The sequence below is a fragment of the Paenibacillus konkukensis genome (assembly GCF_023523925.1).
Classification (GTDB): Bacteria; Bacillota; Bacilli; order Paenibacillales; family NBRC-103111; genus Paenibacillus_S; species Paenibacillus_S doosanensis.
Map to the genome: position 1 here is coordinate 7489090 of NZ_CP027059.1, position 13487 is coordinate 7502576.

At 55.8% G+C, this 13487-nt stretch carries 11 protein-coding genes; 9 read left to right on the forward strand and 2 right to left on the reverse strand.

Translation table 11 applies throughout. The features are described 5' to 3' along the window. Positions 1–78 precede the first annotated feature (78 nt). The gene (locus tag SK3146_RS32635) at positions 79–531 is read left to right on the forward strand and encodes a YlbF/YmcA family competence regulator (RefSeq protein WP_249862710.1); all 453 of its coding nucleotides are present in this window, start codon (positions 79–81) and stop codon (positions 529–531) included. 1 nt (position 532) lies between these two features. Here SK3146_RS32635 and SK3146_RS32640 read toward each other — a convergent pair whose 3' ends face one another. Then, positions 533–1552, reverse strand: a complete 1020-nt coding sequence (locus SK3146_RS32640; RefSeq protein WP_249862711.1) for an asparaginase — start codon at positions 1550–1552, stop codon at positions 533–535. A gap of 48 nt (positions 1553–1600) precedes the next feature. On the opposite strand from SK3146_RS32640, the gene SK3146_RS32645 reads away from it, so the two are divergent. The 5 genes from SK3146_RS32645 to galU all read left to right on the forward strand — a co-directional run bounded on the left by SK3146_RS32645 (position 1601) and on the right by galU (position 5483). Further along, the gene (locus tag SK3146_RS32645) at positions 1601–1867 is read left to right on the forward strand and encodes a YlbG family protein (protein WP_249862712.1); all 267 of its coding nucleotides are present in this window, start codon (positions 1601–1603) and stop codon (positions 1865–1867) included. 262 nt (positions 1868–2129) lie between these two features. Continuing rightward, positions 2130–2567 (forward strand): hypothetical protein, encoded by a 438-nt coding sequence (locus SK3146_RS32650; protein ID WP_249862713.1) that lies wholly within the window; start codon positions 2130–2132, stop codon positions 2565–2567. Between the two features lie 190 nt (positions 2568–2757). Further along, complete coding sequence (locus SK3146_RS32655) at positions 2758–3669, forward strand: selenium metabolism-associated LysR family transcriptional regulator (RefSeq protein ID WP_249862714.1); 912 nt, start codon at positions 2758–2760, stop codon at positions 3667–3669. 87 nt (positions 3670–3756) lie between these two features. Continuing rightward, complete coding sequence (locus tag SK3146_RS32660; RefSeq protein ID WP_249862715.1) at positions 3757–4605, forward strand: PHP domain-containing protein; 849 nt, start codon at positions 3757–3759, stop codon at positions 4603–4605. Then, a complete protein-coding gene (gene galU / locus SK3146_RS32665; protein ID WP_249862716.1) occupies positions 4602–5483 on the forward strand; it encodes a UTP--glucose-1-phosphate uridylyltransferase GalU in 882 nt (293 codons plus the stop codon). Before SK3146_RS32660 ends, galU begins: the two co-directional genes overlap by 4 nt. Positions 5484–5680: 197 nt before the next feature. Here galU and SK3146_RS32670 read toward each other — a convergent pair whose 3' ends face one another. Further along, a complete protein-coding gene (locus SK3146_RS32670; RefSeq protein ID WP_249866514.1) occupies positions 5681–7477 on the reverse strand; it encodes an Rqc2 family fibronectin-binding protein in 1797 nt (598 codons plus the stop codon). A gap of 224 nt (positions 7478–7701) precedes the next feature. Here SK3146_RS32670 and SK3146_RS32675 point away from each other — a divergent pair, with 224 nt between their 5' ends. The 3 genes from SK3146_RS32675 to SK3146_RS32685 all read left to right on the forward strand — a co-directional run bounded on the left by SK3146_RS32675 (position 7702) and on the right by SK3146_RS32685 (position 13468). Beyond that, a complete protein-coding gene (locus tag SK3146_RS32675; RefSeq protein ID WP_249862717.1) occupies positions 7702–10488 on the forward strand; it encodes a calcium-translocating P-type ATPase, SERCA-type in 2787 nt (928 codons plus the stop codon). 176 nt (positions 10489–10664) lie between these two features. Then, on the forward strand, positions 10665–11534 hold the full coding sequence (gene dapF, locus SK3146_RS32680; protein ID WP_249862718.1) for a diaminopimelate epimerase: 870 nt from the start codon (positions 10665–10667) through the stop codon (positions 11532–11534). A gap of 35 nt (positions 11535–11569) precedes the next feature. Next, positions 11570–13468 carry a bifunctional homocysteine S-methyltransferase/methylenetetrahydrofolate reductase gene (locus SK3146_RS32685; protein ID WP_249862719.1) on the forward strand — a complete coding sequence of 633 codons (1899 nt, stop codon included), beginning with the start codon at positions 11570–11572 and terminating at the stop codon, positions 13466–13468. The last annotated feature ends 19 nt before the right edge of the window (positions 13469–13487 follow it).

A 13487-nucleotide genomic window follows, 5' to 3' on the forward strand; every position in this document is an offset into this window, starting at 1 on the left:
GCAACAAACCGGGCGAATGTATGTTATGATAGACTTGTCTACCAAGATGCAAAACAAACGGATAAGGCAGGTGCTACTATGGCAGTAATGGAAGCTCAGGCGTTGGATATGTCTGCCATTTTGACGCAGGCTTATGACTTGGGGGATATGATCAACGGCTCGGCCGAAACGGCCGATTACTTATATTGGAAGAAAGTTAAGGACGAAGACCCGCAGGTGAAAGAGCTGCTGAGGCTGTTTCAGAAAAAAAAGGATTTGTTCGAGGAATGCCAGCGATTCGGGCATTTTCATCCCGATTATCACAGCGCGCTCGATCAGGCCAAACAAATTCAGGAGCAGCTCGACAGCCTGGAGTCGGTCAAGCGGTACAAGGAGGCGGAGCGTCGCCTGGACGATCTTCTGTTTACCGTGTCGGAAATGATCGCCCGCAGCGTGTCGGATTCGATCAAGGTGCCCGGCAACGAGCTGCTTGCCTCAGGAGGAAGCTGCTCCACCGGGGGCTGTTCCGGCGGCTGCTCCAGCTGCGGTTAACCTATTTGATTCCGGGCGATAGCTTGAACACGGGAATTAGGCGTCCGACTTCGCGTTCATGGCGGTTTATAACAGCAGGGCGGTGAAATTCGCTTAAGCTGGCGATTTCGTGATCCAGCAGAGCGTCGAGCTGAATCAGCGCCTCCATCACGGCGGGGTACAGCGCGCGGGCCGACCCGTCCTCGATTTTGAGTGCGAGTCCCCAGCCTCTCTCGGGGATGGTCAGCGCGTATACGCCTTCGGCGCCCATCTTGCCGATGACTCGCCCGCGGGTAACCTCGGCGAGCCGGGTGTCGAACCGCCCCGTGCCGGCTACATAGTACGGCTGCGCGGCGATGGCCGCTACGATTCGCCTGCAGGCTTCCGCCCGCTGGGCGGGCAACGAATCCGGCGAGCCGAGTCTTGCGAAGGCATAAGCCAGCGCCGCAAGCGGCATGGCGAAGACGGGGACGCCGCAGCCGTCGACGGCAAGCGTAATTTGCGCCTCTGGCAGCCCGCACATCTCCGATACCGTCTGCAGCATAAGCCGCTGCACCGGGTGATCGGCCGATGTATACGTTTGCGCGGGAGCCTGCAGCCACAGGGCGAGAGCGAGCATGCCCGCATGCTTGCCCGAGCAGTTGTTGCGAAGCGGGGTGAGAGGAGCGCCATCCCGTTTGAGACGGTCGGCCGTCGGACGGTGGTAAGGTTCATGAACGCCGCAGCGCAAAGCCGATTCATCCAAACCGAGCGCACGCAGCGTTTGCAAGACGCAGGAGGCGTGCTCATCCTCCCCGTTATGGGAAGCGCAGATTAAAGCGATTTGGCGGTCGTCGAACGCATACTGCGCGGCCCCGCACGACTCCAATAACGGAATCGCTTGCAGAAGCTTGGCGGCCGAGCGTGCGAACGTATAGTGAAGCGGGCTTCCGACGCTCGCGACGCACCGGCGTTCCGTATCAATGACGGCGAGATGCCCGCGATGCGCGCTTTCGGTCAATGCGCCGCGGACCGCTTCGACCATAATTTCCGAATCCATCATGATGGACCTCATCCTTTCATCTCCATTATAGAAAGAAGGTATTATAGCATGTTTACCGAACGAAGCGGACTGATTGTCTGGTTCAGCGATTTGAAAGCCGCGACCAAGCAACTGGAGCGTTATGGCAGCGTTCACTTTATTTCTAAGCGGCTGCATTACGCTGCCTTATATATTCATGCGAGCAAGCTGGAGGAAACCGTCAAGCAGCTGCAGAAGCTGCCGTTCGTCAAAAAAGTCGAACGCTCTTACCGTAACGAAATCAAAACGGAATATAGTAGTAATATGCCTGATAAAACAAGATTTTACACCCTCTAGAAGCGCGATGAAAAAGTGGCCGAAGATTCGATAGAGAGTTGGAACAGCGTAAGCGTTCGTCTTTGTCTCCTACGGATTTCTGCCTAAGGCAAAAAAAGTTGTAGAAAGCCTCCGTTTCCGGAGGCTTTTTCTTTTTTCTAAAGAAATTCTAAAGATTTTTTTATTTGGAATCTATTTTTAAATCAAGTACAATTGGAAATACATGCATTTATTTTGTACATAGGCGAAAAGGACTATTTTGCTGGGTGAGGGGTTGTGATTTATGAGGGATAAAACAGCACACCGTACAAGCAACAGCGATCCGTACTTCGTTGCCCTCGGCGACAAAAACATTGCGGACATCGTAATCACGAATCATGCCCGAATCCGTTGGGCCGATAGAGTTGAAAGCCGAAAGACCGGGTTTGACGACATCTGCGATTTTTTGTGGAGCCGGCTCAGAGAAGGGCAGATCAGATCCTATTACAAAAACGGGCAAGACGTCTATTTGGTGGAGGACGATCTTGTGATGGTGGCTGAATTCGTCCCCTGTGACATAAACGGCGCGACGGATTGCCCGCCGCTGCACCGGATGGTGATCGTCACTTTCCTCGGACGCATGTCCGAAACGATCGAATTGAGAGATTTGAAATCTTACTACTCCTGGCTGAGACATTCCCGCCGAATGACGCTTATCAAAAACAGCCGCAAACGCAGATAGTTTATTTATGAATCGATTGTGGGGCGTTCCGCTAACCGGAAGGCTCCTTTTTAGTTTTGGCGGATGCGGGCAACAGACGACTCGGAAAACGGCGGGCCGCAGACGAATTTTGCAGCAATGGCGGCAGCGGCTTTTGGGGGATGCGTTTCTTTGCTATAATAGGGGCTACCAAGCAGGCTGGAGGTAGGCGATGGCACTTAATTTTCATCAGCTTCATATTTTCTACACCGTTGCGGAAAAAGGCAGTTTTTCTCATGCGGCGCAAGCGCTTCATATGACACAGCCGGCAGTTACGATGCAGGTGCAATCACTGGAGGAATATTTCGGCACGAAGCTGTTTAACCGCTCCACCAAAAAAATCGAGCTTTCGGAAGCGGGAAGAACGCTGCTGCCTTACGCCAAGCGGAGCATCGATCTGATGAAGGAAACGGATATCGGGATGTCCAAATTCACCCATATGCTGGAGGACCGGCTCTACTTGGGCGCAAGCATGACGGTCGGAGAATATATTTTGCCGCGGCTGCTCGGTCCGTTCGGTAAGGAATATCCGAACATTTCGGTCAGTATGAAAGTGATCAACACCCGGCAAATCCTAGAGGAAGTATTGAACCATCAGCTGAATTTCGGCTTGGTGGAGGCGGAGGTGCAGCATCCGGACGTTCATGTCGAAGCAGTGATGAACGACGAGCTGGTGCTCATTCTTCCGAAGGAGCATCCGCTGTCCGCCTGTCCGTCCGTCCAGCTTGAGGACGTTTTGCAATATTCGTTCGTGCTGCGGGAACAGGGCTCCGGCACCCGCAGAGTGATGGAGGAGGAGCTGGCCAAGGCGGGCATCGATCCCGGCGAGATGAAAATCGTTATGGAGCTGGGCAGTACGGGAGCGGTGAAATCGGCCGTGGAAGCGGGACTCGGCATTTCGATATTATCCCAATCGTCGGTCAAGCATGAAGCGGCGCTCGGCGTGCTTCAAGTCAAAGACATCGAAGGAATCCGCTTCTCGCGGAGCTTTTATGCGATTTATTTGAACTCGACCATTTTGCCGATTTCCGCGGTAACGTTCGTCTCGTTTCTTCGCGAGCGCGATTTAAGCCAGTGGCTATAATAATATAGGAAATGATACGCAAAATCCGCGCATAGAGTTGAACGCGGCATGAATCCAGGTTCGTTAGACAAAGGAGAGAAGCGGAACATGAAGTATGCCGATTTACATACCCATACGCTTGCTTCGGACGGGACGCAAGCGCCGTCCGACAACGTAAGATTAGCCGCGGAAGCAGGGCTTGCCGCCATTGCGATCACCGATCACGATACGGTGGCGGGCGTGGCGGAAGCGCTCGAAGCGGGCCTGCGTTACGGAGTTGAAGTGGTGCCCGGAGTGGAAGTCAGCACGATGTCGAAGGGCCGGGATATTCATGTGCTGGGGTATTACGTCAACCCTGAGGACGAACGATTTTTGCGGCGCCTGGCGGAGATCAGGGACGTTCGCGACCGGCGCAACGTGATGATGCTGCAGCGGCTGAACGAGCTCGGTCTGGACATTTCAATGGAAGATGTCGTCGCGTCTTTGCAGGTTTCGAAGAAAGACGGCGAGACCATCGGCAGGCCGCATATCGCCGACGCGCTTGTGCGCAAAGGCTATGTCGCCGATATGAAAGAAGCGTTCGACCGTTATCTGGGCGCGGACGGAGCGGCTTACGTCAATCCCCCGCGCATCGGTCCGGCTGTTGCGGTGCAGTGGATTCTGGAGAGCGGAGGCGTTCCGGTGCTTGCGCACCCGGGACTGTACGACCAGGATGAGCTTATAGAAGAGCTGGCGGGACAAGGGCTCGCCGGCCTGGAAGCATATCATTCCGACCATACGCCGCAGCAGGAGGAGCATTACCGGCAGATCGCCGAACGGCTTAATCTGATCGTTACCGCCGGCTCCGATTTTCACGGAGAACGGGGAGGCGTCGTGTTTCACGCGCCTGTCGGGGCAAGAAAAATCGACGTCTCCGTCTTGGAGCGGCTAGAGTCGGCAAGGAGGAGAGATTTATGAATGTCCGCAAAGCGATTATTCCCGCGGCAGGGCTAGGGACCCGTTTTTTGCCAGCGACCAAGGCGCAGCCTAAGGAAATGCTGCCGATTGTCGATAAGCCCGCTATTCAATATATCGTTGAAGAAGCGATAGCTTCGGGAATCGAAGATATTATGATCGTCACCGGACGCAGCAAACGGGCGATCGAGGATCATTTTGACAAATCGGTCGAGCTGGAAATGATGCTGGAAGAGAAAGGAAATCAGGAGCTGCTGAGTATGGTGCGCGAAGTGTCGAATTTGGCGGACGTCCATTATATCCGGCAGAAGCAGCCGCTCGGTCTCGGTCATGCCGTGCTGTGCGCCAAGAAATTTATCGGCAACGAACCGTTCGCCGTGCTGCTCGGGGACGATATCATCCAGGCGGAGCCGCCTTGTCTGAAACAAATGATCGACTTGTTCGACGCAACGGAGAGACCCGTTATCGCCACGCAGGAAGTACCTTGGGAGGAAGTCGACAAGTACGGTATCGTATCGCCGGCCGCGGTATCGGGCTCGCATCGGCTTATTGATGATTTGATCGAAAAGCCCGACCGGGATCAGGCGCCCTCCAATCTGGCCGTCATCGGACGGTATATCATTACGCCGGAAATTTTCGGGATTTTGGAGCGTTTGGAGCCGGGCAGGGGCGGCGAGATCCAGTTGACGGACGCGCTGCGGGTATTGAACAAGGAACGGCAGATGGTCGTGTATCCGCTTCAGGGCAAACGGTACGATGTGGGCGACAAGCTCGGTTATATCGAAGCGACGATCGAATTGGCTCTGGAGAGAGAGGATCTTCAGGGCGCGCTGAAAGCTTATTTGCGACAGCTGACCGAGCCTTGGCGCGGGAGCTGGTAGAACGGCGATATTCGTGCTTGCCGAGCGTACAGACGCTTATTGAACCTATTCGAAGCGTTGAATACGCCGGCCAAGCTCCACATTGTTGAGGGAAAGCCGGACTCATTCGAAACGGCGAAAAAACCGGAAAGAAGTCTTCCGGTTTTTTTGTGTTGCTGCGGATTTTTTGTGAAAAGGTTAGGGACGAGGGCCGCTCGTCATTTTACCGCCGCCGGCATCCGCTTGATCGCGTCGACGTCGGGGGTGACGAACAGCGTCTTCTGATGATCGTAGATGACGAAGCCCGGCTTGGCGCCGTTAGGCTTGCGGACATGCCTGATCTGCGTATAGTCGACCGGCACTTGGCTCGATTCCTTGGCTTGGCTGAAATAGGCGGCCAAACGGGCGGCTTCCAGCAGCGTCTGCTCGCCGAACTGCTGGCTGCGGATGACGACATGCGAGCCCGGAATGTCCTTCGTGTGCAGCCATGTATCGGCGGAATGGGCCAGACGATTGGTCAAGTATTCGTTTTGCGTATTGTTTTTTCCGACGTAGATCGGAATCCCTTCGCTCGAAGTGAAGCAGGAGAGAACCGGCTTCTGGTTTGCCTTTTTCTTCTTCGTCTTCTTGCTGCGGTCGCGGATATAGCCCTGCTCGACAAGCTCCTCGCGGATTTCTTCAATGTCGCTCAGCGAGGCCGTACCAAGCTGCTGAAGTAAATTGTCCAAATAACGGATTTCTTCATGCGTATGCTCCATCTGCTCCCGCACCGCAATCAAGCTGTTTTTGCTCTTCGTATACTTTTTGAAGTAGCGTTGGGCGTTTTCCGAGGCGGTGAGCAGCGGATCGAGCGCGATGTTTATAGGGCGCTGCTCCTCGTCGTAATAGTTAATCACTTCGATCGTAGTATCTCCCTTTTGAATCTGATGCAAAGAGGCGGTGAGCAGCTCGCCCAAAATGCGGAATTTATCCGCATCTTGTCCTTCCTCCAGCGTTTCCTGCAGCTTCTCCAGTTTCTTCGCGTTTTTGCCGCGCTCGTTCTGCAAGAAGCGGAGCAGATCGGACACCCGCTGTTTAACGGTATCCCGCTCCGCCTTATCGCCGTAAAAAGCTTCCAGACATTCGCTCACGGTGGCATAGCTTGTCACCGCTCCTCCAAGATGGGTCAGCTCGATCACGGAGAAATAGGCTTTGCCCGATTCCTTGAGCTCGCAAATGTTCGGCTGCGCGTTTCCTTGCCGCAGCTGCTCCGTAACGGAACGAAACGGCTCCCATAAGATAGCCGCGTTATCTTCGGGCGTACGGGCCACGAGCAGCGGAGGCTGGCATCGATGGACCAATTCCTTGGCGACCAGCGGACTGATGCCGCTCAGCCGGTTTACGATCCGCTGCTCCCACGTTTCTTCGCGAACCGCCGCGCCCTCCTGCTTCGGCTCCTCATCGGCGCCGGGTGCCGGAGAAGCGAGCAGAGCGACGAAGCGCTCCTTATCGAGCTCGAAAGGCTGGGCCTTATGCTGCTCCGGGGGGGCGACGTAACGGCTTCCCGGCATGACGATCCGGTAGCTGCTGATCGCCGGCGTGACGTGATGAATGCCGTCGATAATCGTTCCTGCGGCGGGATCGGTCAGAATAATATTGCTGTGGCGGCCCATGATTTCGATCACAATGACTTTGCTGCTTAAATCTCCGAGCTCGTCGCGCTGCCGGATTTGCATGTGGATCACTCTCTCCAGCCCAGGCTGGGAGACGCTCTCGATGATGCCGCTCTCGCAATGCTTGCGCAGAAGCATGCAGAACATCGGAGCCTCCATCGGGTTCAGAAAGTTTTGCTCCGTATAATGGACCCGCGGATATGTCGGGTTCGCCGAAAGCAGAAGCTTCAAGTTGCTGCCTTGAGCCCGCAGCTGGAGCACGATATCGTGCTCCGAAGGCATATGCACTTTATTGATTCGGCCGCCGACGCAGCTCTGCAACTGCTGCACGAGGCTGCGGACGACCAGTCCGTCTAACGACATTTCAATGACAACTCCATTCAAAAAATCAAGGATGATGAGCTAGCGGGAAAACCCCTCTACTATCATGCCATATTTTCGGCAAAAACTTAAGCGGCATTTCCTTTGGTGCTATTTTGCGGCTTGTCTGAATACATTTACTAAAAGAGGCTGTCCCCATGGCGGCGCTTTAACATGGCGGAATCAGAACAACCTTTTGGTACAACCTTTTGGGAGGGAATAAGCAGATGAGTCACAAGATGTGGTATCAAATGACGGCAGAGGACATTGTGCAGTCGCAAAGGACCGAACCGTCAACGGGACTCTCTTCAGAAGAGGCGGAGAAGCGTTTGGCGGAGCACGGGCGCAATGAATTATCCGAAGGAAAAAAAATATCGCCGCTAGCCCTTTTTCTAAACCAGTTCAAAGATTTTATGGTGCTGGTTCTGATGGGAGCGACGTTAATTTCCGGGCTTCTGGGCGAATACCTGGACGCAATTACGATCATTGCGATCATTATTATGAACGGGATTCTCGGCTTCATTCAGGAATTCCGGGCGGAGCGGTCGCTGCGCGCTTTGAAGGAGCTGTCCGCCCCTAATGCCAAAGTGCTTCGGCAGGGCGCCATCGAGCTCATTCCTGCACGGGAGCTCGTGCCGGGCGATGTGATTCTGATCGAGAGCGGAGATCGAATTCCGGCAGATCTGCGGTTTGTCGAGGCGAACGGCTTATATGTGGAGGAATCCGCTTTGACCGGGGAATCCGTACCTGTCGGCAAGCACACAGAGCCGCTTTCAGGCGACGAGGTGCCGCTCGGGGACCAACGCAATCTCGGCTTTATGGGGACGATGGTGACCCGGGGAACGGCCAAAGGGGTCGTCGTGCGAACCGGGATGAACACGGAAATGGGCAAAATCGCCGATTTGATTCAAAGCACGGAATCGACGGAGACGCCGCTTCAGCATCGGCTGGAACAGCTGGGCAAAATTCTGATTATCGTCGCGCTGGCTTTGACCGTCGTCGTGGTTATCGCCGGGATCGTTCACGGACAAGAGCCGTACGGCATGTTTTTGGCCGGCGTCAGCTTGGCGGTAGCCGCGATCCCCGAAGGGCTTCCGGCAATTGTCACCATCGCGCTCGCGCTTGGGGTGCAGCGGATGATTCAGCGCAAGGCGATCGTGCGCAAGCTGCCTTCGGTGGAGACGCTAGGCTGCGCCTCGGTCATCTGCTCCGACAAGACAGGCACTTTGACGCAAAATAAAATGACGGTCACGCATTTATGGGTCGGCGGCAATGTGATGGAAGTGACGGGCGACGGTTACGATCCGCACGGAGAGATTTTGGACCGCGGGAGTCATGTCGATCTGCGCAAAAATCAAATGCTGCGGCGGCTGCTGCAGGTGTCCGTATTGTGCAATAACGCCGTGCTGGTGGAGGAGAGAACGGATTCCAAGCGCAAGAAGCTGCCTGACGAGCAGCCGGAGACGCAGTGGAGCATCAAAGGCGATCCCACGGAGGGAGCGCTTGTGGTGCTGGGCGCCAAGGCGGGCATGACTCACCAATCGCTCGAAGGGCTGTACCGCAGGTTGAGCGAGTATCCTTTTGACTCGGAACGCAAGCGGATGTCGGTGCTGGTGGAGCATCAGGGCGGGCGCATGGTCTGCACCAAAGGGGCGCCCGACGTCCTTCTGCAGCAGTGCAGCTACGTGCTGTGGGACGACCGCGTCATTCCGTTTACGCCGACGCTGAAGCAGCGTGTGCTTGCGGCCAACGAAGGGATGGCGAAAAACGCGCTTCGCGTGCTGGGCCTCGCCTATCGCGACGTGAAGGCGGCCGAGCGTTGCGACGCCGAAGAGCAAGTGGAGAACAATCTGATCTTCGTCGGGCTGACGGGCATGATCGACCCGCCGCGCAAAGAAGTCCGCGAAGCGATCTCGAAATGCCGCAAAGCCGGCATTAAGACCGTCATGATTACGGGCGATCATCAATCGACCGCGGAAGCCATCGCAAAGCAGCTCGGCATTATGCCGCCAAACGGCGGGATGGCGCTGAACGGCCAGCAGCTGAGCCAGATGAGCGAGGACGATCTGGACGGCAGCGTAGAGAATGCGTACGTATATGCCCGGGTATCGCCCGAGCATAAGCTTAGAATCGTCAAGGCATTGCAGCGCAAGGGCCATGTCGTGGCGATGACCGGCGACGGCGTCAACGACGCTCCCGCTATTAAGGCGGCTGATATCGGCATTGCGATGGGCATCAGCGGAACCGACGTTTCCAAGGAAGCTTCGGCGCTTGTGCTCAGCGACGATAATTTTGCCACTATTGTAGCGGCGATAGAGGAAGGGCGCGGCATTTACGAGAACATCCGCAAATTTATCCGATATTTGCTCGCTTCGAACGTAGGCGAAATCATGACGATGTTTCTGGCCATGATGGCCGGTCTGCCTCTTCCGCTGGTGCCGATCCAGATTTTGTGGGTCAATCTGGTGACGGACGGCTTGCCGGCGATGGCGCTCGGAATCGATCAGGCCGAAAAGGATTTGATGCAGCAGAAGCCGCGCGGAGCGCGCGAAAATATTTTTGCCCGCCGGCTCGGCTGGAAAATTATAAGCCGCGGCATTCTGATCGGGCTGTGTACGCTTGCGGCGTTCGTCATTATGCTGCATCAGGGAGGAGCCTCCGACGAGTCGGTACTGACGAAGGCGCAAACCGTCGCGTTCGCCACGCTGGTTATGGCGCAGCTGATTCACGTATTCGACTGCCGCAGCTCCCGCTCGATCTTCCACCGCAATCCGCTGCAAAACATGTACTTGGTGCTGGCGGTCATCTCGTCTCTCGTGCTTATGCTTGCGGTATTGTATATCGAGCAGCTGCGTCCGATTTTCAAAACGGTTCCGCTCGATTGGAAGGACTGGATTATCGTGCTCGTCTTTGCCGGCATTCCGACATTCTTTATGGGCTTCGGCAGCGTCATGAGCAAGCCGTCCAAACGAAAAACGATGCGTTACGGCAGCGCCAAGCCTGCCGCCAGATAAACGTTCGCACATCCGGTTTGCGGGAGAACTGCCCGCAGGCCGGATTCTTTTGCATTTCCGCCCGATTTACGATAAAATTACCCGGATAAACTATGCATTTGCCCGGTTTTGCGTTATGATATTGGCTAAACCAAAAGAATGCGGCAGCAGGTCGGAGATCAGGGGAGAGAAGCGTTATGAACTTTACGAAAATGCATGGTTTGGGAAATGATTTTATCGTCGTCGCGGGAGAAAAAGAGCTGCCGGCCGGCGCAAGCGAGCTTGCGGTCCGGCTGTGCGACCGTTATTTCGGCATCGGAGCGGACGGCTTGGTATATATATTGCCATCGGAGAAAGCCGATTACAAAATGCGCATTATTAATTCGGACGGCTCCGAGTCGGAGCAGTGCGGCAACGCGGTGCGCTGCGTCGCCAAATACATTTATGAGTACGGCATGGTGGAAGCATCCCGCAAGGAGCTTACCGTCGAAACGATCGGAGCCGGGGCGCAAAAGGTCCAGCTGACGGTCGAGAGCGGCCGCGTGACGGCGGTTCGCGTCGATATGGGAGAACCGATTTTGCGCGGAACCGAAGTGCCGACGACCGTCGATTTGGATCAGGTGCTGAACCACCCGATCGAGGTGGACGGCAGACAGTTTCAGTTTACGGCGGTGTCGATGGGCAACCCGCACTGCGTCATCTATGTAGACGACGCGGCCCATTTCGACCTCGGGACGTGGGGGCCGAAGCTGGAAGTGCATCCGCTGTTTCCGCGCAGAGTCAACGTGGAATTCGTCACGGTAAAATCGCCGCAAGCTATGGATATGCGCGTCTGGGAACGCGGCGCCGGACCGACGCTTGCCTGCGGCACGGGAGCATGCGCAACGCTGGTAGCTTCGGTGCTGAACGGCAAATCGGAGCGGTCCGCGACCGTTTCGCTTAAAGGCGGCGATCTGTTCATCGAATGGAACGAAGCGGACAACCATGTGTATATGACAGGCCCTGCCGAGCAGGTGTTCGAAGGTCAGCTGTCGCTTCCGGGGCGGACGAGACGGATTCAGGATTAAAGGTATTTTTTCATGGGAAGGGCGAGGCGGAAGAAATGAAACTGGACTTGAGAGAAGCGCTCCGTCAGCATATTTTGGTCGGCGACGGAGCTATGGGGACATATTTGTATCAGATGGGCTTTCCGGTAGGCATCTCGTATGAAGAGCTGAATCTGCTTCAGCCGGATGTGATTATGGACGTTCATCGCCGTTATTATGAGGCGGGGGCGCGTATTATAGAGACGAATACTTTTTCCGCCAACCGCGAGAAGCTGTCGAAGTACGGCTTGGAGCAGGATGTGGAGGCGATTAACGTTGCCGGCGTCGAGCTGGCCCGCAAGGCGGTAGGGCATGACGCCTACATCGTCGGAGCCATCGGCTCCATCCGCGCAGGCAAGCGGAAAAACGTGCGCACGACCAAAGTTAAGGAAGACTTGCGACAGCAAATCGAAGTGCTGCTGGGCACCGACGTAGACGGCTTAATGCTGGAGTCGTTCTATGATTTGGAGGAAATGCTGCTGGCCTTGAAGGTGATCCGCAAGTTGGGTGACATTCCGGTCATTTGCCAGTTTGCCACGGAAGGCACGGGCACGACTCACGACGGATTTTCCTTGCAGGAGGCGTTCGCGAAGCTGCAGCAAGCCGGGGCCGACGTCGTAGGCTTTAACTGCCGCAGCGGCCCGAACGGGCTTCTGCGTTCCCTGGAGAGAGTCGCGGGAATGGACGCTCCGCTGCCGTTTTCCGTTTTTCCCAATGCAGGAACGCCGGACTATGTGGACGGACGGTTCACTTATGCGGCGACGCCGCAATATTTTGCCGAGACCTCGCTCAAGTTCGCCGATCTCGGCGCGCGGATCATCGGAGGCTGCTGCGGCACGACGCCTGAGCACGTAGCTGCGATTGCCGAGGCGCTGCAGGGCTATCAGCCGGATGCGACCCGGGTGGATCTGCTGCAATCGTCGGAAGCGAAAGCGGCCGTCGTGAGCGAAGCCGCGGCCGACCCGCAGCAAGGAGCGGCCGGGCAAGGGGCCGATTTCGCAGAACCGAGCATCATCGATCTGGTGAAGCAGCGGCATACGGTCATTGTGGAGCTCGATCCGCCGCGCGATCTGGATATTGAGAGGTTTATGCAAGGGGCGCGCGCGCTCAAGGATGCGCATGTGGACGCGCTGACGATGGCGGATAATTCGCTGGCCGTCACCAGAATGAGCAATTTGGCGCTCGGCTATCTGGTCAAGGAGCAGACGGGGCTTCGCCCGCTCATTCATATTGCCTGCCGCGACCGTAACATGATCGGGACGCAGTCGCATATGATGGGACTGCATGCTCTCGGCATCGACCATGTGCTGGCCGTAACCGGCGATCCGGCGCGTTTCGGAGATTTGCCCGGGTCCAGCTCGGTTTATGACTTGACTTCTTTCGAAATCATCCGTATGATCAAGCAGTTGAATGAAGGAATTGCTTTCTCCGGAAAGACGCTGAAGAAGAAGGCCGATTTTATCGTAGGCGCGGCGTTTAACCCGAACGTCAAATATTTGGAGAAGGCCGTTCAGCGCTTAGAGCGCAAAATCGAAGCGGGAGCGGACTATATTATGACGCAGCCGGTGTATAACGCCGAGCTGATTGAAAAGATCCATGAAGCGACGAAGCACTTATCCATTCCTATTTTTATCGGTATTATGCCGCTTGCGAGCGGAGGCAACGCGACGTATTTGCACAACGAAGTGCCCGGCATACAGCTGTCGGACGAAGTGCGCCGGCGGATGGGCGACCTGAAAGGCGAGGAAGGCCGGGCAGCCGGCGTGCAGATCGCCAAGGAGCTGCTCGATACGGCGATGAAATATTTCAACGGCATCTACTTGATGACGCCGTTCCTGTCCTACGATATGACGGTTCAACTGACCAATTACGTATGGGAGAAGGCGGGCAGATCTATTCCCACTTGTACCCATTGACAAAATGAATTAATATAGA